Raw genomic sequence first — 19,930 nt, forward strand, 5'->3', positions numbered from 1 at the left:
CGACGCGCCTGATGGCCGAAGCCGACCTCCTCGACACCGCCCGCACGGAATTCGAGCGGGCGATGGCGCGCAACATCAAGGGGCTGGGCTATTTCACCTCCCCCGCCCCCGTGCTCGGCGCCAGCCCCAAGGAGGTGCTGATCGAGCGCGGCACCATGCGCCTCTACCGCTACCGCCCGCGCGTCGACGACGTGTACCGGGTGCCGGTGCTGCTGGTCATGGCGACCACCAATCGCGGCTATATCTTCGACATGGTGCCGGGGCAGAGCCTGGTCGAATATCTGCTCGACGCGGGCTTCGACGTGTTCATGCTCGACTGGGCGCCGCCGCGCGCCGACGAGAAGGTGCTGACGCTGGAAAGCTATGTCCTCGACTTCCTGCCCCAGGCGGTCGCGCGGGTGGCGGACGAGACCGGCGAGCCCGACCTCAGCGTCATCGGCTATTGCTTCGGCGGGGTGCTGTCGCTGCTCTGGGCGGCGCTCAAGGGCGGGCGGACGCTCGCCAATCTCGTCACCTTCACCACCCCGGTCGATTTCTCGCACATGGACATGTTCCAGGCCTGGGCCGACCGCCGCTTCTTCGATGTCGACCGGCTGGTCGACACCTTCGGCAACTGCCCCGGCGACTATCTCTACACAGCCTTCGACATGCTGCGGCCCGGCACGCGCGCGACGACGATCGCGCGCGTCTATGAAGGGCTGCACGACGACGAATATGTCCGCTCCTTCCGCATGTTCGATCGCTGGGCGACCGACATCCTGCCGCTGGCGGGCGAATATTTCCGTCAGACGACCAAATTGCTGATGTGGGAGAACCGCCTGTTCGACGGGACGCTCGACCTGGGCGGGCGGCGGGTCGACCTGGCCCGGATCACCGCGCCCTTTCTCCACGTCGTCGCGCAGCATGACCATATCGTCCCCACCGCCGCCTCCGCGCCGCTGATCGGGATGATCGGCGGCACCGACAAGGAGGAGGTGGTGCTGAAAGGCGGGCATGTCAGCCTGGTCGCGGGCGGCAATGCGGTGAAGCGGCTCTGGCCGAAACTGAACCAGTGGCTGGGAGCCAGGTCGACATGAGCCACCGGGTACGCCGCTTCGAGCCCGCCGACCGCCAGAAGATGGCGACCTTCGCGAGCGCGCTGCCCGAGCACGACCTGCTGTTCCTGGGCCGCGACCTGCGTCATCCGCGCGTCGTCGAGGCGTGGCTGGGCGCGATCGCGGAAGGCTGGATCGACAGCTTGGTCGCCGAGGACGAAGGGGACGGCGCGGTGATCGGCACCGCTGCCCTGGTGCGCGATCCGCTGGGCTGGAGCCCCCATGTCGGCGAGGTGCGGCTGCTCGTCTCGGCCGAGCGGCGCGGCGTGGGACTCGGGCGAGACCTGCTGGAAGGCGTGTTCGCGATCGCGCGCGAGCGCGGACTCGCCAAGCTGACGGCGCGGATGACCCCCGACCAGGCGGGCGCGGTGTCGCTGTTCGAGAGCCTGGGCTTTCGCGGCGAGGCGCTGCTGCGCGACCATGTCCGCGACCCGTCGGGGCGAAGCTTCGACCTCGCCATCCTGTCCTATGACGCGGGGGGCGTGGCCGCTCGCCACGAAGCTTTCGGCGTAGAATGAACCATTTATGCTGCGGTGCATTATATCCATAAATCTCCAGGAGTCCTGAAATGGCGACCGCCATCCATGCCGTCGGCTCGGCCGACCATTCGACCCGTGCCCCCTCCGCGCTGCTCGCGCTGACCGAGCTTCCCCGCGCGCTCGCCGAGCTCGGCTCGCTCGCCGCCGCCGCCGGGCCGCTTCTTGCCGCCGCGCCGCGCGGCGACGGGCATCCGGTGCTGGTGCTCCCCGGTTTCATGACCAGCGACGCCTCGACCGCGGTGCTGCGGCGCTTCCTCACGCGGCTCGGCTATGACGCCTGCACCTGGGATCTGGGCCGCAATCTCGGACCCCGTGCGATCGGACGCGAGGGCGAGAAGCTGGTCGCCAAACTGCGCGAGATTCATGAGCGGACCGGCCAGACGGTCAGCCTCGTCGGCTGGAGCCTGGGTGGCGTCATGGCGCGGCTCGTCGCGCGGCGCGCGCCCGACGCGGTGCGCCAGGTGATCACGCTCGGCTCACCCTTCGCGGGCAGCCCGCGCGCGACCAATGTGTGGCGGCTCTACGAGGCGATGACGGGCCAGAAGATCGATGATCCGCATACGCGCGGCCAGCTCGCCGAGAGCATGACGCCCCCGCCGGTCCCCTCGACCGCCATCTATTCGCGCGAGGACGGGGTCGTCGCCTGGCAGAATTGCCGCGAGCCCGAAGCCGTCGGCACCGACAATATCGAGGTTCATGGCAGCCATTGCGGTCTGGGCGTCAATCCGTCGGTCCTCTACGCCGTCGCCGACCGCCTGGCGCAGGCGGAGGATGGCTGGGCGCCCTTCAAGCGCACCGGGTTCAAGGCGTGGGTCTATCCCCGTGCCGGCCATGCCTGATCGCCGGGGCGGCCGGGGCCGTCCTGCCATCCGTGATCGGAGAACCCGATGGCGGCGTCATCAGGTTGGCGAGGGTCGACGTGACAAGTGTCGGTTGGTGGGCTCCGGCGCTTCTACTATTCTCTTTCTGTCACCCCGACCTTGAGCCGAGGTCCATGCACGACTGCGCCGGTGGCCCGCGAACGGGTGGATGCCGGATCAGGTCCCGCATGACGGTAGAAGGGGAGAACCGTCATCGGTCCTCCCCGGATCGGTTCAGCCCTGACCGCCGCCGCGCATGCCGCCGACCGCGTCGCGACCGAACTGCATGATCAGCTCGCCGATCTCGCGCGCCTGGGTCATCGACCGGGTGCTCTGCTCGCGCAGATACTCGCCCTGGATCTTCATCACCTCGGACAGGTCCTTGGCCTGGGCGGCGCGGCGCATCGCGTCGAACGCCTGGTGGGTGTTGGTTTCGGCCTGGTCGATCATCTTGACGCCGATCTGCGAGCTGTTCTCCGCGACCTTCTGGCCGCTCGCGCGCATCGCTTCGCCGGCGCGGCGGGCGGGCTCGATCACCTGCTCGCCGAACGCGGCCTGCGCCTTTTGCGCGCCCTCGCGCATCCGGTCGGCCGCCCCGCCGGCGGCGGTGCCCGCCGCGGCACCCGCGCTCGCGCCCATCGCGGCGCCCTGGTTGGTATTCTGATCGTCGTCGGCCATGGTCATACTCCTTCGCGGATCGCCAGCTTCCTGAGCTTGGGGGCCGGCCTGTTCTCGTTGGCTTCAACCGGCGGCAAGGCGCTTGGTTTCACGGCCGCGGCGCGCATCGCCTCGAACGTCTCGCGCAGCGCGTCGGCATAGGCGGCGGGATCGGGCATCATGTCGCGATCGGAGGTGAAGGAAACCGCGATCGTCGCGCCATAGGAATAGATGGTGTTGATGAGCCCCATCCCGTCGAAGATCGGCCCCGTCCCGTACATCCCCACCATCCGCGCACCCGCGAAATAGAGCGGCACCCGGCTGCCCGGCACGTTGGTGACGACGCAGTTGAAGGCCGGGCTGTGCGCGTTGGCCGCGCCGATGCGGGTATAGAGCCGCGCCGCCAGCCCCGCGAGCGCGGCGGGCATGAGCTGGCTGTAATCGGCCAGGTTCTTGGCCCCGACCGCACCGGTCAGCGCCTTGGAGTTCACCGCCTCCTGATGGACGAAGCGCAGCCGCTCGATCGGATCCTCGATCTGGGTGCCCAGCCCCACGACCATGGCCGACACCTGATTGCCCATGGCGCCCTTGCCCGCTTCGCCGCGGACCGAGATCGGCGCCATGGCGGTCAGCGTCTCGCGCGGGAGTTCGCCCTTGCTACCCAGATACTTACGCAAGGCTCCTCCCACTACCGCGAGGATCACGTCGTTGACGGTCGCGTCGGGCACGGCGTCCTTGATGGCGCGGATGTCGGCGAGCTTGAACGGCACCGCGTCCCAGACCCGGTGCCCCGACACCTTGCCGTTGAGCCGCGTCTTCTGCGCAGGGCGGGCGTTGCGGAGCGACACGTCGCCGCGGCGCACCTCGCTCGTCAGCTTGGCCATGCCGGGCAGCGAGCGGCCGATCGTCTCCATCACGCGCATCGGCTGGGCCAGCGAGTTGAAATAGCTGCGCACCAGCAGGTCGGCGACATGCGGCATATGGTCGGGCCGCCAGCTATCGACCGCGCCCGGCGGAGTCATGTTCGCGTCGAGATCGTGGAGCGCGGCCGACATCTCGACCCCGGACATGCCGTCGATCGCGGCATGATGGACCTTGGACACCAGCGCGAAGCAGCCGGGCGGCAGGCCCTCGATATTGTCGAGCCCCTCGATGACGGTGAATTCCCAGAGCGGCTTGGTCATGTCCATCGCGCGGGCATGAAGCCGGGCGACCTGGATGCAGAGCTGGCGCCAGTCGCCGGGCTTGGGCAGCGCGATGTGGCGGACATGGAATTCGATGTCGAATTCCGGGTCCTCGATCCAGTATGGATGGTCGAGGTCGAACGGCACCCGCACCAGCCGCTGACGGAACGACCGTGCCCCCGACAGTCGCGATCCGATGAACTGCAGGATATCCTTGAACCGCACGAACCCGCCCGGCGCGGTGGAGGGATCGTAGATCGCGACCGAGCCGATGTGCATGGGTGTATGCGGCGTCTCCAGATAGACGAACGACGCGTCCATCGCGCTCAGTTGCTGCATCGGCTCTCTCCTTGCTCACTACCTCTCCGGCTGTTCCGGACGAGGATTATTTCCCGAAACCAAATACATCCTGATGGAAGCGCCCATCCTCTATCAGGCGATTGAGCCACTCCGATCCCTGGGCATGCGCGCCGCCGACCTGCTGCATCCAGATGCGGATCAGCGTATCGCGCACCGCCGGGGCCATGAAGCGGCCGTCGCCGCACAGGAACACCGACGCTCCCGCCTCCAGGATCGCCCAGACGCGCTCCTGCTCGGCCCAGAGCGCGTCCTGGACGAAGCGCCAGGGATGCGACGGGACCGCGGAAAAGGCGAGGAGCAGGTCGGCCACGCCCTCGTCCCGCCACCGCTCCATCTCGTCGCGGCAGAACCAGTCGTGATCGGGGTGGCGGCATCCGAAGACGAGGAGGCTGGTCGCTACCGTCTCGCCCGCCGCCTTTTGCGCCGCACGCTCCTGAAGAAAACCGCGCAACGGCGCGAACCCGGTGCCCGGACCGATCAGCAGCATCGGCACGCTCGGATCGACAGGGGGCGCGAAGGGCGGATTGGGGCGGCGGACATAGCCGAACACCTGCGTCCCCGGCTCCACCCCGGCCATATAGCCGCTGGCGAAGCCCCGGTGCTCGCCCAGCCCCGACCAGGCCGGCGCGGCGATGGTGCCCACCAACAGGTCCGCCGCGTCGGGCGACACCAGGGAACTGGACGCGATCGAATAGAAGCGCGGCGCGATCGGCGCGCACAACTCGACGAAGGCGTCGAGCGGCAGCTCGGCGGCGGGTTGCCGGTCGAGCAGATCGAGCAAGGTCAGTCGCTTGGCGGCGACTTCTCCCTCATAGTCGGCGTCCAGCCGGTCGAGCGCGCGCCCGGTGTTTGGGCAGCGCGTATGCCCGGCGACCACCGTCAGCGCGCGCCGGGGCAGCGGATCGGACAATTCGACGAAGTCTGTCAGGAGCTGGCGGACCGTCACCGTCTGCCCGAGCGGCAGATGCTTGAAGCGCCCGCCCCGTCCCTCGACCCGCAGCTGGGCCGCGCCGTCGAGGGCGAGCCGCGTCAGCGCGCGCTCGACCAGGTCGGGGCGGTTGCGGGCATAGACCGCGACGTGATCGCCCGTATGGTAATGCTGGCCCTGGGGCAGCCGGACGCGGATCAGCCGGGTCGAGGGGCGCGGCGGCTCAACGGCGAAGTCCCACAGCCCGTCAGCGGGGCGGACGAGTTCGTCATTGGCGACGATCTCCAGCCGCTGGGCATGTTCGGGCAACGCCTGGGCGCGCGCCTCGCCCAGATCGATGGGACGGAGCGACAGCGAGGATGCGGCCTCGCTCGGCTCGGCGGCGGACCCCAGCGCCCGCCACAGGTCGCGAACGAAGCCGGTCACGGCGCCGTCGAAATCGCCCTGCCCGTCCGCCTCGGCGCGTGGAAGCAGCCGGGCCGCGCCCGTCGCCTCGATCGCGGCGTCGATGCGCTTGGGAAAATGCTGGTAATTGGGCCATTGGCTGTTGCCGACGCCCAGCACCGCGAAGCGCGCGCCGGACCAGTCCGCGCCTTCGAACGCGCCCGCGTCGATCGCGCGCTCGACCTCGACCGCGCTGTCGGGCGCCCGGCCATTATAGGTGGCGGTGACGACGACGATAACCTTGTCCTCGGGCTCGGCGCCGCCGCGCAGCGCGTCGTCCATCGATCGGACGACCACCTCGAACCCGTCGACGCGCGCGCGTTCGGCCAGCTCCTCCGCGATGTCGCGCGCGGTGCCCAGGCTGGTGCCGTAGAGCACCGCGAAGCGCCGGCCGGTGCCCGCGACGGCGGCGACGCTCGCCTCCTCGACCACCGCCTCGCTCACCCCGAGCCGGAGCCGCTCATGCGGCTGGCGGGTGCGCACCCGCATGAAGAACGCGTCGGGCTTGATCGTCAGCGTCTCTTTGATCCGCAGCCGATAACCGTGCGGATCGCTGACGGAGAAGGCGCGCAGCAGCATCGCCATCGCGATCTTGGCCTCCACCATCGCGAACTGGCGACCGATACAGGCACGCGCGCCGTTGCCGAAGGGCTTGTAGCCATGGGGGTGATGCCTGGCCGCATTCTCCGGCAGCCAGCGGTCGATGTCGAACTCTTCCGGGTCCGGCCAGGCCTTCGCATTCCTGTGAAGTCCGGGCACGAAGATATTGACCGGGCGATCCTTTCGCAGATGCCATCGGCCGCCGATCACCGCGTCCTCGTATGGCGCGACCGTAAAGGCGGGCGCGGTCGGCCAGAGGCGCAGCGCTTCGTTCAGGATGCGCTCGATCACGTCGAGCCGGGCGACGTCGGCGTAATCGGGCCGCTCGTCGCCGGGCAGCACGCGGTCGACCTCGGCATAGGCCTGGGCGAGGACCGCCGGGTTGCGGAGGAGATAGCTGAACGCGAAGGTCAGCATCCCGCTCGTCGTCTCGTGCCCCGCGATCAGGAAGGTGAGCACCTGATAGCGGATATTGACGTCGTCCAGCCCCTCGCCCGTCTCAGGATCGACCGCGGTGAGCATCAGGTTGAGCAGATCGCGCCCGTCCGTGGGATGAGCGCGGCGGTCGGCGATGACGCCGTCGACCAGCGCGTTCATCTCGGCGATGTCGGCGTCGAACTGCGCGGCGGACCGCTTGGCAAAGCGGTTCTGGATCGGCAGCCGGGTGATGATGTTGAGTGATTCGCCAAGCGCGCTCCCCAGCGCGACCAGGAAGCTGTCCAGCTCCTCGCGCTCGAAACTGTCGAAGCGGTGGCCGAAGCCCGCGATGGCGATCGAGTCGAGCGTCAGGCGCGTCATGTCGTCGGCGACGAGCACGTCGGTGCCCGACGCCCTGGTCCATTTCCGCACGAGCTGGTCGCAGACCTCGACGATCATGTCGAAATAGCCGCGCATCGCGCGCTGGCTGAAGGCGGGAAGCAGGATACGGTGGGCCTTGCCCCAATTGGGCTCGTCGCTGAACGCGGTGAACAGCCCGTCGCCCGCGAAGCGGCGGACGACGCGCAGGCCGGGACCGGGCATCTTGCGGAACCGCGTCTCGTCCGACAGCTCGGCGATCAGGTCGGGGTCGGTGACGAAAGAAGCGACGCGGCTGCCGAATTTCAGCTTGAAGATGCCGTCGGGATAGTCGCGCGACACGCGCAGCAGATGACCGACGAGCCCCGACCGCGCGATCTGGTGCAGATGGCCCACGACCGGCAGGCCGGGGGGCGTGGGAATGCTGGCACGATCGATCCGGGTCGCCATCGCGGTCCTTTCCTAGACCACGCCTTTCCACCACGTCGCGCGCGCCCGCGCAACATGACGTGTCGGTAATCGACTCCTCGCCGGCGGCGACGAGGGCCGACCAAGCGGCTCAGGCCGCGAGATTCAGCCGATCGCGTCCGCCCGCCTTGGCGGCGTAGAGCGCGGCGTCGGCCGCGCGCATGACGGTCAGGCGGGTGACGCCCGGCACGATCGCGGCCAGGCCCATGCTGGCCGTGACCCGGATGCCCGTTCCCGCGACCGACAGGCGCTGGTCGCCGATGATCCGGCGAAGCCGCTCGCAGACGGCGCGCGCCTGGTCGCGGTCGGCGCCGGGGAGCAGCACGCCGAATTCCTCCCCGCCGAGCCGCGCCACGAGGTCGCCGTCGCGCAGCGCCCCGCGTGCGCATTCGGCGACCGCCACCAGCACCCGGTCGCCGGCGTCATGGCCCCAATGGTCGTTGATCTGCTTGAAATGGTCGAGATCGAAGATCGCGACGCACCCGGCCTTGCACTGTTCCACCAGGCGGTCGAGCACCGCGTCGAAGATGCGCCGATTGGCCAGCCCGGTCAGCGGATCGGTGGCCGCGGCCAGCGACAGCTCGCCCTCGATCGCCTTGCGTCGGTCGACGTCGCGGATCGCGGCCACCGCGCCGGTGACCACGCCGCCCTCGTCGCGGACGCCGCGCGTATGCATCTCGAACCAGCGGACCTCGCCCGCAGCGGTGGTGGCGCGATATTCGACGGTCATCGTCCGCTCGGGGTCCCCCACTGCACGCCGATGCGCGCGCGTCACCGCCTCGCGGTCTTCGGGCAGCACCAGCTCGACCGCGCTCGATCCGATCACGGCTTCGGGCGTGTAGCCGCCCAGCTGGGCGATCGAGGGCGAGGCGTAGCGGATGATCCCGTCGAGATCGAGGTTGAGGACGATGTCCGACGAATGATCCGCGAGCAGGCGATAGCGCGCCTCGCTTTCGCGCAGCCGGTCGAACACCGCGCGGCGATGACGTAGTTCGGCCGCGACGGGCAGCACGGTGAGGACGGTGACCGCGAGATAGAAGAGGAAGAATTGCGCGCGCGTCGCGGCGTCCCCGTCGATCAACCGCATGGGTCCCGACCCGCTCACGCTGAAATAGCCGCCGACGGTCGCGATGATGACCACCGACGCGGTCGCGCCCAGCCGGCCGATGCGGAAGGTGGCGACGATCGCGGGCAGCACGGGCAGGAACAACGCCGGAAAGGATCGCTGCGCGAACACCGCGCCCGTGACGCTGCCGACCAGCGCGAGCAGCGCGACCGCTTCGAACCGCCGCTCGCGCGACGCGCCGCGCACCCAGCGCCCGACCCCGCCCGAGGCGATCATCGTGAAGATCGGCACGGCGGTGACATTGCCCAGCCCGTGGCCGACGAACCAGAATAGGAGATTGTCGGCAAAGGAGGTTCCGGTGGCCAGCATGACCACCCAGGCCGCCAGCGGCGCCGTCGCCAGCGGCGCCAGGATCCCGACCGCGAGGACCATGCGCGCCAACCGTTCCAAGGAGTCCAGGGAGTCGCTCCGCAGCCGAAAACGGGCAAGAAGCAGGGCCGCGATCAGCCCCTCGGACATATTCAGAAAGGCGAGCGGAGCGGCGGCCATCATCCCCACGCCGACCGTCACGGTCCCGATGAGGCTGGAACAGGCACAGGCCGCGACGATGCCGGGCCAGCGCCGGCGCGGGCTGACGGTCAGTCCCGCGATCAGCACGGCCGTCGCGATCCACAGGCACGCGACCCCGCCGCCGAAGCGGGTCATCGCGATCAGGGACATGCCCGCGATCAGATAAGCGCCCGCCGTCTTGGCCGCGGCCGATCCGATCCAGGTGCGCATCGTCCTCACCCGCCCGGTGTAGCGAAGCGGAAATGAAGATAGGGTTGATCACTTCTTCACCGCGCCGGAACGCGGCGGCCGGCGGTCGTCCTAGTGGACGAGCTGCTTTTCCGCATGGTCGTGCTGGTCGTTGGCGCCGATCACGCCGACCATGTGGCGGTAGGATAATTCCGCCCCCGCCCAGCCGGTCAGCATGACCATGCCCGCGGTCGCGGCGCTCAGCGCCAGCGCGGTGTCGCTCGGCGCCGCGTCGTCGTCGCCGCGCCGGGCGAACAGGCTCGCCCCCGCCAGCCCGAGCGCCAGCGGATTGCCATAGGCGTGGAGCTTGCCGGTCTTCTTCTCGCGCGCGCGCTTGATGGTGAAATAGTCGACCGCGCCGACCGCGCCCGCCGCCAGGCCGGTGACGATGCCCGCGCCCAGCATCCATTTGGACATCCGCGCCCAGAACGGATCCTCCGTGCTCCGCGCCGCCAGGTCGCTCGCGACCGCGCCGGTCAGGAAGGCGATGGGATAGGGGACCACCATCGGATGGATCGGGTGGCCGCCGATCGCCGCCGTGCTCGGCACGCCGCGCAACGGGTGGCCGCGATCGCCGTCTACCGGGTTCAATGTGTCGCCAACCGCCGTGACCGCCGCCGATGTCATGGGAATTCCTCCGCTGATTAACGCTCACCATCCAACGACGGCCGGGCGCGCGCGTTCCCCCGATCGTTCCGCATGGCCGGCGCGGCACGGCCCCCCATATAGCGCCCATGACCAGCCCGCCCTCCCGCTCCGCCGCCGCCGTGCCCCGTCGCCGCCTGTCGCGGCTCGCCCGGCTGGGGAGCATGGCGGGCGGGGTGGCGGGGTCGATGCTGGCCGACGGCGCGCGGCGCCTCGCACGCGGCGAGCGGCCGGCGATGGGCGACCTGCTGCTCACCCCCGCCAACGCCCGGCGCGTCGCCGACCAGCTCGCCCGGATGCGCGGCGCGGCGATGAAGATGGGGCAGTTGCTGTCGATGGACGCGGGCGAGCTGCTGCCGCCCGAGCTGGCGGAGATCATGGCCCGCTTACGCGCCGACGCCGATCCGATGCCCGCGCGCCAGCTCCACGCCGTGCTGGCGGCCGAATGGGGCCGTGACTGGCGCGGGCGGTTCGACGCCTGGTCCGACCGGCCGATCGCCGCCGCGTCGATCGGCCAGGTCCACCGCGCCCGCGCCCGCGACGGACGCGATCTCGCGATCAAGGTGCAATATCCCGGCATCCGCGACAGCATCGACGGCGACATCGACAATCTGGCGGCGCTGCTGCGCCTGTCGCGCGTGATCCCCGACACGCTCGATGTCGCGCCGCTCCTCGCCGAGGCCAAGCGCCAGCTTCGCGACGAGGCGGACTACCTGCTGGAGGCCGATCATCTGGCCCGCTTCGCGGCGCTGCTGGCCGACGCGCCCGCCTTTGTCGTGCCGGCCGTCCAGCGCGACCTGACCACCCCCGCGATCCTCGCCATGTCGTTCGTCGAAGGTTCCCCGATCGAGGCGCTGTCGGCGGCATCCCAGGCCGAACGCGACCGCGCCGTGACCGCGCTGGTCGACCTGACGCTGCGCGAGTTGTTCGAATGGGGGCTGATCCAGACCGACCCGAACTTCGCGAATTTCCGCTATTGCTTCGCGACCCGCCGCATCGCGCTGCTCGACTTCGGCGCGACCCGCGCGATCGACGCGGACATCGTGGCGGCCCACCGGGCGGTGGCGCGCGCGGTGCTGGCCGGGGATCGCGACGACAGGCGGGCGGCGCTGATCGGCGCGCGCCTGTTCGACCCCGTGGCCCCGGCCGCCTATCGGGAAGCGGTGCTGGACATGGTCGATCTGGTCGCCGCCGCGCTGCGCCGCGACGCGGTGTTCGACTTCGGCGACAAGGCGCTCAGCCTGGCGCTGCGCGATCACGGCGTGGCGCTGGCGGCCGAGCGCAAGCTGTACGGGTTGCCGCCGATCGACACGTTGTTCCTGCAGCGCAAGGCGGCGGGCATGTTTCTCCTCGCCAGCCGGCTCGAGGCGCGGGTGCCGGTACGCGCGATGCTGGAGCGCCATCTCTGACCGCGTCCCGGCCCGGGCGATCTTGCCCGATGACGTATGCTTTCGCTTCGATTAAGGAGCCACGGCCCGCTTCGGACGACGGCCGGGCCGGCAAGAGTGGAGGGAGTGGGATTGATCGAGGTCAAGGATCGTGACGACGCCCTATCCTTTCTGACCGGCGGCGGCGAGACGGGGGCGCTGATGCGGTCGTACGACTGGTCGACCTCGCCGTTGGGACCGCCCGCCGACTGGCCGCAGTCGCTGCGCACGGTCGTCGGGCTGATGCTCAATTCGCGCTTTCCGATGTTCCTCGCCTGGGGCGAGGAGCTCGGTTTCCTGTTCAACGACGGCTATGCGCCGATCCTGGGCGGCAAGCGCGCGGGCGCGCTGGGCCGCCCGTTCGCGCAGCTCTGGTCGGACATCTGGACCGATGTCGAGCCGTTGGTCGCCAGGGCGCTGGCCGGCGAAGCGGTGTATCACGAGAATCTGCGGTTCGTCATGCACCGCAACGGCTATGCCGAGGATAGCTGGTATACCTTCTCCTATTCGCCGATCCGGGACGAGAGCGGCCGGGTGGCAGGTATGTTCTGCGCCTGCACCGAGACGACGGACCAGGTGCTCGCCGAGCGTCAGCGCGCCGACGAGACCGAGCGGCAGCGGCGCATGTTCGCCCAGGCGCCCGGCTTCATCTGTACGTTGCGGGGTCCCGACCACGTCTTCGACTTCGTCAACGACGCGCATGTCAGGCTGTTCGGCGAGCGCGGCGCGGTCGGCAGGACGATGCGCCAGACGTTCCCGGACCTGGTCGACCAGGAGTTCGAAGCCCTTCTCGACCGCGTCTACGCGACCGGCGAGCGCCATGTCGCGCACGGCGCCCCCGTCCGTTTCCGGACGCGACCGGACGGTCTGGAGGAAGAACGCTTTCTCGACTTCATCTACGAACCGATCGTCGACGAGGCGGGCACGGTCGTCGGCATCTTCTGCGAAGGTCATGACGTCACCGAGCGGGTCCGCGCCGATCATGTGCTGCGGGAGACGGGCGCGCGCGAGACGTTCCTGGTCGCGCTGGGCGACACGCTGCGCCCGATGAGCGACCCGCGCGAGATCGTCGCCGCCACCACGCGCGCGCTGGGCGAACGACTGGGGGCGATGCGCGTCGTCTATGCCGATATCGACGAGGCGCAGGGGGTGGCGGTCACCGAGGGCGACTGGACCGACGGCGCGGTCGCCCACCTGCCGGACCGGCTGGCGCTGGCCGATTTCGGGGCGGAACTGGTGGCCGCGCTCCGGGCGGGGGTCACGCTCGTCGTGCCGGACGTGCGGGTCCATCCGGCCACTTTGAGCAGCGGCGCCATGCTCGACGCGATCGGCGTGGGCGCGCTGGTCAGCGTCCCGCTGGTCAAGGACGGCCGGTTCGTGGCCAATCTGAACGTCCACAGCCGCGAACCGCACGACTGGACCGCCGCGGAGATCGAGCTGGCGGAAGCGGTCGCGAGCCGCACCTGGGATGTGCTCGAACGCGCGCGCGCGGTGGCGGAACTCGCCAAGCGCGAGCACGAGCTCAACATGCTGACCGACGCGCTCCCGGTGCTCATCTCCTATGTCGACCGCGACGAGCGCTACCGGTTCAACAACAAGGCCTATGAGGAATGGTTCGGCCACCGCAGGGATGAGCTATATGGTCGCCATGTCCGCGACGTGATCGGCGATGCGGCCTATGAGGATCTGAAGATGCAGATCCACCGCACCCTGGCGGGTGAGCGCGTCTCGTCCGAACAGCTGGTGCCGTACAAGGATGGCGGTGAACGCCATGTGCACATCGATTATCTTCCCCGTATCGCCCTCGGCGGCGAGGTGGAGGGCTATTACGCGCTGATCCAGGATATCAGCGACCGCCGCGCCGCCGAAGCCGCGCTCGGCGAAAGCGAGTCGCGGTTCCGCTCCATGGCCGACCGCGCGCCGGTGATGATGTGGGTCACCAACCCCGATGGTTTCTGCACCTATCTGAACGCGCGCTGGTACGAGTTCACCGGCCAGGCCGTGGGCGAGGGCGAGGGGCTGGGCTGGCTCGACGCGGTCCATCCCGACGACCGCCCCCTGGCGGAGACCGCTTTTCTGACCGCGAACGCCGAACAGCGCGATTATCAGGTCGATTTTCGCGTGCGCCGTGCGGACGGCGTGTATCGCTGGGCGATCGACGCCGCCGCCGCGCGGTTCAACGAGGCGGGCGACTATCTGGGCTATGTCGGGTCGGTCATCGACATTGACGAGCGCAAGGGGGTCGAGGAAGCACTGGTCCAGCGCGTCGTGGAACAGACCGCCGAGCGCAACCGCGTCTGGGAGATGAGCCGCGACCTGTTCGCGATCATGGGCTTCGACGGCTATCTCAAGGCCATCAATCCCGCTTGGGAGACGACGCTCGGGCTGGACGCGGCGACGCTGCTCGCCATGCCCTTCGGCGAGCAGGTCCATCCGGACGATCACGCGGCGGTCCGCGCCGTCATGGATCGGCTGCTGCGCGGCGAAAGCGTGAACCGGTTCGAGGACCGGTTGCGCCATGCCGACGGGTCATGGCGCTGGATCTCCTGGGCGCTCGTTCCCGAGGACGACGTCTTCTACGCGGTCGGGCGCGACGTCACCGCCGAAAAGGAAGCGGCGCTCGAACTCGAACAGGCGCAGGAGGCACTTCGTCAGAGCCAGAAGATGGAGGCGATGGGCCAGCTCACGGGCGGGGTCGCGCACGACTTCAACAACCTGCTCACGCCGATCGTCGGCTCGCTCGACATGCTCATCCGGCGGGGGCTCGGCAACGAGCGCGAACGGCGGCTGATCGACGGCGCGCTCCAGTCGGCCGAACGCGCCAAGACGCTCGTCCAGCGCCTGCTCGCCTTTGCGCGGCGCCAGCCGCTCCAGGCGAGCGCGGTGGACCTGCCCCAGCTCGTCGCCGGAATGGCGGGGCTGGTCGGAAGCACGATCGGGCCCAAGATCGATATCCGGGTCGAATTGGCGGAGGGCCTGCCGCCGGCGCGGGCCGACGCCAACCAGCTCGAAATGGCGCTGCTCAACCTGGCGGTGAACGCGCGCGACGCGATGCCCGATGGGGGCACGCTGACGATCGCGGCCGCCCCCGCGACCGTGCCCGCCGGCGGCGACGCGACGCTGAAGCCGGGTCCTTATGTCCGCCTTTCGGTGAGCGACACCGGGATGGGCATGGACGCGGAGACGGTGCGACGCGCGATCGAGCCCTTCTTCTCGACCAAGGGCATCGGCAAGGGCACCGGGCTGGGGCTGTCGATGGTCCATGGCCTGGCCGCACAGCTCGGCGGGGGGCTCGACCTGGAAAGCCGGCCCGGTCACGGCACGACCGTCGCGCTCTGGCTGCCGGTCAGCGCGGGTTCGCTGGCCGGCGAGGCAGACGCGCCCTCGCTGACGCCGACCGTCAAGGCGCGGGGCCGGGCGCTGTTGGTCGACGACGAGGAACTGGTGCGGATGAGCACCGCCGACATGCTGACCGACCTGGGGTATGACGTGGTCGAGGCGGGGTCGGCGGAAGAGGCGCTCGCGCTGCTCCGCCAGGGGATCGCGACCGACCTGCTCGTCACCGATCACCTGATGCCGGGGATGAGCGGCGCCGAGCTCGCCCGGGCGGCGCGCGCGCTCGACCCCGACCTGCCCATTCTGATCGTGTCGGGCTATGCGGAGGTCGACGGCATCGCCCCCGACCTGCCGCGACTTACCAAGCCGTTCCGGAACGCCGAACTGGCGGAACGGCTGGCGAGCCTCGCGCGGCGCGCAACCATGGCCTGAGACACCGGCGCCGTGCGCGACGATGGTTCGGGCTGCCCGACCGCGACGGGCTGGATCTGATCGGCGCGCTCGAGCGGGGATCGACGGTGGCCATCGTGTCCGCGCGCGAGGCGGTGGAGAAAAAGGCCGCCGCGCTCGAGCCGGGCACCGGGCCGGGTGGTCACGCTTGATCGCATACCGGCGGCGGTCTGGCCTCCCTCGCACGACCGCCCGGCCGAACATCGGCCCCTGGTGGTCCGCAACCTGCGCCGGAAGCCGACCCGACGACGCCCGCGCTGATCGTCGAAGAACCGGGCCTCGGCTACCGCCTGTGGGCCTGATCCGGCCGCGACTGGCTGGGGCGGCAGGATTCGATTGATTGGCTTAAACCATTGTTGTCAGTGTATATTTTTGATGCCTGCCGTCCAGCCTACCAACGTATCTACCAACAAACCGTTGGGACTGGTCAGGACGGGTTAGGAAGGTAAGATGGCCAAATGATCATCTTAGCGCTCATGCTATCGGCATATACCGACTGCCTCTCCACCCAGACCGTTGCGCTGGAACGGTCTGGCGACAGCGCATCCGACGTGGCCGAGGCGGTGATCACCGCATGCGTACCGCTGGATGAGACGCTGAAATCCGATTGGTTTCAGAAACTGCCGGACGCAAAGAAGAATGACACGCTTCGGGTCGCGGACTCCGTCACCCGAAACAACGTCCGCTTACAGGTGATCCAGATCCGGGCTGGCAGGTCGCGGCGTCCGTAGCGCCTCAATCATCGCATGCCAACCCACTCAAGATTTAGATCAGTCACTAGGCCTGGCAGGTCAATGACGTGAAATAACTCGCGCGCACCGATTACGACACCAGCGTATCGTTCAGATAGCATCCGCGAAAGTGCTGTATCCGGCTAAGGCGACACTTCGGCGAAATCATCGTCGCCCCACAGTCGTCCGCGACCGTTTCGCCCATAACGACCTACGTACCTGTCTGCGAGATAGGCAGGCCAAGTCGGCAAACCTTCGTCCTCAGACCAATTTGCAGACGCGCTAAGGAACATCGCACGGATTAAGTCGCAGTCCTGCTGACACGTCCACCAGATAAGGGCAGTGTCGTCCGGTAAGCGGGGGAAGGCTTCCTGGCCACGAAAAGGCGCACGTTCGGCCATCACAGCCTCCCAGTAAAATCCGCCACGGCCGCCGCCGCGACCTGCTCCTCGGTCAACACCACCTCGATCGACCCGCCACGGCGCTGCCCGGCTTCCAGAACTTCGACGGTCACCTCGACCACGCGGAACGCAAACCCGTCCCGAATGAGCCCGAGCACCGTCGCGTCGCAGCGCGTCGGCACCGCGAACTTCACGCCACCCTCGACCGGCTGGCCGGCGGCGACGTGAAGCGCGTAGTGCGCGCCCTTGATAACCGCATAGATATCGACGTGACCGCGCTGCGCCTTCTTGTCGCCCTCCTCGGGGAACGCGGGCATACCGCCATCCATCTGGATCAGCCCCGCGACCACGTTGACGCTGCCGTCCGCCAAGGCGTTCCGGGCGCGCTTGGCACGGGCGTCTAAGGCGGCATCATGGCCCATCCACAGCCAAGCTGGATCGACGCCGAGCATCTCGGCCAGCTTCTCCGCCTTGTCGAGCGTCGGACGGGAGGCGCCAGTCAACCATTTGTGGAACGACTGGCGCGATGGGACTTCTCCGAACCGGCGCTTATACTCTTCCTCCAGCCACGGCAGCCGTCCGCCGCCCGCCGTCTTGCCCATCGCCGGGCAGTGCGGGTTCTGGTCGCACGCATGGCGGAATCGTTCAGCGAACGCTGCGGTCAGGTTGTTCGAGGCTTCGACGTCCGACACGGGATGTTCTCCAACGGGTGATGAATAATCAACAACCTGTTGATAGCTGACTCGATAACCTTAGAAACCGCCTATTCCGGCCATCCGTCGTCCCCGTGCTTCACTGGTTAGGACGGGTCAGGAAAGTAGACTGGCTGGGGCGGCAGGAACCCCAGCTAGGGGATTTCGCGCTCAGACAGCATATTGATTTCACGCCGACTTTTCTGGCGTCGATTTTTCGTGGCGTCACCCACTGGCCTCAGTTAGCGGCGGCGCACTCGACAGACAATGGTCTTTACGCGTGTGGTAGCGATCCGTCTCCAGATCGCGGCGACCCTCGGATACATAAGTGAGACAAGCGTCGCCACATTCGCGACGCTCGTCTCACTTTGAGGTCACAGGGGTATCAGGCTGCCTCCTGGTCCAGCCACGGCGCCAATGTCGTCGCGTCATTTGCCGCTTTGGCGAACTGCGCGGAAAACTTGCGGTTCCGGTGAGTCTCCAACGCGGCGATGTAGCCACGACCTGCCCGCATTTCGATCACGCGACGAAGTATCCGATCCTCGAAGCAGATCCGCACGAAATTCCTCGAAGGTCTGCAGCATCTTCAATTCGGTGCTCACCATGTGGCGACCACTGTGAACCGCTTGACCTGGCCTTACTAAGGTCAGATGCGGTTTTTGTTTAGCCAGATATTCTTGAAGAACACGTCGCCGAGTGTTCTGCCTCCCCTTCCGGGAAGTATTTCAGGAAATAGATAGGTTTCTCCCGCGGCTCTCATCGCCTCCACGAATGCCAGGAAACCGAGGCGACGAAGTCCGCTGTTTATCGGAACCTTCCGCACGCTTGTCGCGGTCTTCACGGTTCCAGCGTGCGTCTTTCGGATGTTGAAGAATGGCACGCCATCTTCCTCGCCGATATCATCGATCAGGAGCTTGCACGCTTCCTCGCGGCGCATCCCCGAATACCAGACGATCGGCATCACCCAATAAGCCGCATCGTGCCAGACGTTGTCCCCCAATTTGGGTGTCAGTCGGTCTTCAAGGGTAGGAGCTCCGGTCCAGACGGGCAAACGGAACAGCTCCATCCCCTGCTCGATCGTATAGGGGTCACGCTCGTCGCGATCATTCCTATCGTCCTCTTCGAGGATGAAGTCCGAGAAGTCGAGAGGACCCATCGGGGTTTTGCCTGCTAGCCAGGTGCAGAGGCGCTTCAGGTTCGCGAAGTGCCGGTTGATCGTTCCCACATCGAGGCCGATGGGGATATCGGCGCCGTCGCTCGCCGACACGCGCTCGGCTGCTTCGACACAGATTTCTTCTAACGACATCGGCTCGTGTCGCGGGGACTTGTGGTGCGAGGACGGCAGGCGGTTCAGGCGATCGTATAGGTCGTTCAGATCGTCTTGCGTAGTTGCGGCGAGTGCCTTGCCATCGTTGGACTTTCCGAAGAGAAACGCGGCGGCACGAAACTGTCGACGTTGGCTGTCGCCCCAGACCTTTGCACTGGATTTCCGTTTAGGCTGTGCGGACGCGGAACTCACGGATTGGGGATCGACCTTCCCGCGAGCCTTTGGCTTGATGCGAATATATTCCTCCACCGCATCGACGGGCGTCATCACCGCGTGCCGGGCCTGTTCGGGCGTCAGTGTCGTCGCCAGAGGGGAAGGAATTGCCTGGGGCGCAGGACTTGTCGGCTCCGGGAAGCGGGCCGACCCGGTTCCTCCGGGCACGACGTTTGTCGCCAACGCGTTCAGTAGCGCCAGAGCGCCTGCGGTGTCGCGAACAACGGGATCGTTGTAGGTCGCCGCCGCAAGCGCCCTCGCCTCGCACATCAAGCGGCGCGCATATTGGGCGCGATCATCGGACGCGGATATGCCGACATGGCCGAGCAATGCCGTCGCTTCGGCAAGAAGGTTTCCGGGCAAGTCCCCAGCACGACCGAGGATGGCGCTCAGATTGCTGCGAGATTCGTCATCAAGCGCGGCGAACCGCTGGTCGAATCCGCCGACGTAATCGATCCCCATATAGTCGGCGAAACCATTCGTCGCGAAATCACCGTTCAATGCGGCATAGATGGCGAGCATCTGGGCGAAACGCCCCTGCACATTACCCTCGCCGTCAGCGTGCAGCATGCTGAGTTGATGAGCCAGCATATTGCGATACCGGATCATCTCCGCCTGAAAGAGGGCGGTCGCCTGGTCTGCCGTCAGACCCTCGCGCTCAATCTTTTCATACAGGCTCATCCGCACAACCTCGCTTCGGCCGGTCATGGCAGCGCCGCGCCTACGGGCGACCGCTTGATCCTTCGTGTGAAGGCTGACCGTAGTAACGACCGTTATAGGATCGAGGTTAATGACGGCGAAGCGCACTCGCCGGCGCCACCAATAGACGGCGCCTCGGCGAGACACGTTGTCGATCGAGGGCATCGGCACTGGCTCCACACACTGGCGTCAAGTGACGCCAGTGGGCGGCAACCC

The 19,930-nt window shown here is 67.9% G+C and carries 14 protein-coding genes; 6 read left to right on the forward strand and 8 right to left on the reverse strand.

All coding sequences use genetic code 11. The features are described from left to right. Positions 1 to 11: 11 nt before the first annotated feature. The 3 genes from VF592_RS10835 to VF592_RS10845 are packed head-to-tail and all read left to right on the forward strand — an operon-like array spanning position 12 to position 2,472. The gene (locus tag VF592_RS10835; RefSeq protein WP_331005634.1) at positions 12 to 1,076 is read left to right on the forward strand and encodes an alpha/beta fold hydrolase; all 1,065 of its coding nucleotides are present in this window, start codon (positions 12 to 14) and stop codon (positions 1,074 to 1,076) included. Next, entirely contained in the window at positions 1,052 to 1,612 is a 561-nt protein-coding gene (locus VF592_RS10840) for a GNAT family N-acetyltransferase (protein WP_331005635.1), read from the forward strand. The genes VF592_RS10835 and VF592_RS10840 overlap by 25 nt, the downstream gene beginning before the upstream one ends. A gap of 50 nt (positions 1,613 to 1,662) precedes the next feature. Next, entirely contained in the window at positions 1,663 to 2,472 is an 810-nt protein-coding gene (locus VF592_RS10845) for an esterase/lipase family protein (protein ID WP_331005636.1), read from the forward strand. A gap of 255 nt (positions 2,473 to 2,727) precedes the next feature. On the opposite strand, the gene VF592_RS10850 is transcribed toward VF592_RS10845, so the two are convergent. From VF592_RS10850 to VF592_RS10870, 5 genes are all read right to left on the reverse strand, one after another. Continuing rightward, positions 2,728 to 3,171: a phasin family protein gene (locus tag VF592_RS10850; RefSeq protein ID WP_331005637.1), complete on the reverse strand. Its 444-nt coding sequence runs from the start codon at positions 3,169 to 3,171 to the stop codon at positions 2,728 to 2,730. Between the two features lie 2 nt (positions 3,172 to 3,173). Further along, positions 3,174 to 4,673: a wax ester/triacylglycerol synthase family O-acyltransferase gene (locus VF592_RS10855; RefSeq protein ID WP_331005638.1), complete on the reverse strand. Its 1,500-nt coding sequence runs from the start codon at positions 4,671 to 4,673 to the stop codon at positions 3,174 to 3,176. Positions 4,674 to 4,719: 46 nt separating this feature from the next. Then, positions 4,720 to 7,911 (reverse strand): bifunctional cytochrome P450/NADPH--P450 reductase, encoded by a 3,192-nt coding sequence (locus VF592_RS10860; RefSeq protein WP_331005639.1) that lies wholly within the window; start codon positions 7,909 to 7,911, stop codon positions 4,720 to 4,722. A gap of 109 nt (positions 7,912 to 8,020) precedes the next feature. Beyond that, complete coding sequence (locus VF592_RS10865) at positions 8,021 to 9,775, reverse strand: diguanylate cyclase (protein WP_331005640.1); 1,755 nt, start codon at positions 9,773 to 9,775, stop codon at positions 8,021 to 8,023. 90 nt (positions 9,776 to 9,865) lie between these two features. Beyond that, entirely contained in the window at positions 9,866 to 10,420 is a 555-nt protein-coding gene (locus tag VF592_RS10870; protein WP_331005641.1) for a DUF2231 domain-containing protein, read from the reverse strand. A gap of 107 nt (positions 10,421 to 10,527) precedes the next feature. Between VF592_RS10870 and VF592_RS10875 the strand changes: the two genes are divergently transcribed. From VF592_RS10875 to VF592_RS10885, 3 genes are all read left to right on the forward strand, one after another. Beyond that, positions 10,528 to 11,847 (forward strand): AarF/ABC1/UbiB kinase family protein, encoded by a 1,320-nt coding sequence (locus VF592_RS10875; RefSeq protein ID WP_331005642.1) that lies wholly within the window; start codon positions 10,528 to 10,530, stop codon positions 11,845 to 11,847. A 111-nt stretch (positions 11,848 to 11,958) separates the two neighbouring features. Beyond that, positions 11,959 to 15,633: a PAS domain S-box protein gene (locus VF592_RS10880; RefSeq protein WP_331005643.1), complete on the forward strand. Its 3,675-nt coding sequence runs from the start codon at positions 11,959 to 11,961 to the stop codon at positions 15,631 to 15,633. 476 nt (positions 15,634 to 16,109) lie between these two features. Then, positions 16,110 to 16,382 carry a hypothetical protein gene (locus tag VF592_RS10885; RefSeq protein ID WP_331005644.1) on the forward strand — a complete coding sequence of 91 codons (273 nt, stop codon included), beginning with the start codon at positions 16,110 to 16,112 and terminating at the stop codon, positions 16,380 to 16,382. A gap of 400 nt (positions 16,383 to 16,782) precedes the next feature. On the opposite strand, the gene VF592_RS10890 is transcribed toward VF592_RS10885, so the two are convergent. From VF592_RS10890 to VF592_RS10900, 3 genes are all read right to left on the reverse strand, one after another. After that, positions 16,783 to 17,475, reverse strand: coding sequence for a helix-turn-helix transcriptional regulator (locus VF592_RS10890; RefSeq protein WP_331005645.1), 693 nt, complete (start codon positions 17,473 to 17,475; stop codon positions 16,783 to 16,785). 385 nt (positions 17,476 to 17,860) lie between these two features. Next, positions 17,861 to 18,034: a hypothetical protein gene (locus tag VF592_RS10895; protein WP_331005646.1), complete on the reverse strand. Its 174-nt coding sequence runs from the start codon at positions 18,032 to 18,034 to the stop codon at positions 17,861 to 17,863. Between the two features lie 87 nt (positions 18,035 to 18,121). After that, entirely contained in the window at positions 18,122 to 19,879 is a 1,758-nt protein-coding gene (locus VF592_RS10900; RefSeq protein ID WP_331005647.1) for an integrase, read from the reverse strand. Positions 19,880 to 19,930 lie beyond the last annotated feature (51 nt).

Origin of the sequence: Sphingomonas sp. (genome assembly GCF_036388435.1) — a bacterium.
In the GTDB taxonomy this organism is placed as follows: domain Bacteria; phylum Pseudomonadota; class Alphaproteobacteria; order Sphingomonadales; family Sphingomonadaceae; genus Sphingomonas.

What these genes read in the sequence shown, in the direction of transcription:
- VF592_RS10835 (WP_331005634.1), top strand. Translation starts at nt 12, where the DNA reads ATGGCCGAAGCCGACCTCCTCGACACCGCCCGCACGGAATTCGAGCGG.
- VF592_RS10845 (WP_331005636.1), top strand. Translation starts at nt 1,663, where the DNA reads ATGGCGACCGCCATCCATGCCGTCGGCTCGGCCGACCATTCGACCCGT.
- VF592_RS10850 (WP_331005637.1), bottom strand. Translation starts at nt 3,171, where the DNA reads ATGGCCGACGACGATCAGAATACCAACCAGGGCGCCGCGATGGGCGCG.
- VF592_RS10855 (WP_331005638.1), bottom strand. Translation starts at nt 4,673, where the DNA reads ATGCAGCAACTGAGCGCGATGGACGCGTCGTTCGTCTATCTGGAGACG.
- VF592_RS10860 (WP_331005639.1), bottom strand. Translation starts at nt 7,911, where the DNA reads ATGGCGACCCGGATCGATCGTGCCAGCATTCCCACGCCCCCCGGCCTG.
- VF592_RS10865 (WP_331005640.1), bottom strand. Translation starts at nt 9,775, where the DNA reads ATGCGCACCTGGATCGGATCGGCCGCGGCCAAGACGGCGGGCGCTTAT.
- VF592_RS10870 (WP_331005641.1), bottom strand. Translation starts at nt 10,420, where the DNA reads ATGACATCGGCGGCGGTCACGGCGGTTGGCGACACATTGAACCCGGTA.
- VF592_RS10875 (WP_331005642.1), top strand. Translation starts at nt 10,528, where the DNA reads ATGACCAGCCCGCCCTCCCGCTCCGCCGCCGCCGTGCCCCGTCGCCGC.
- VF592_RS10885 (WP_331005644.1), top strand. Translation starts at nt 16,110, where the DNA reads ATGATCATCTTAGCGCTCATGCTATCGGCATATACCGACTGCCTCTCC.
- VF592_RS10900 (WP_331005647.1), bottom strand. Translation starts at nt 19,879, where the DNA reads ATGCCCTCGATCGACAACGTGTCTCGCCGAGGCGCCGTCTATTGGTGG.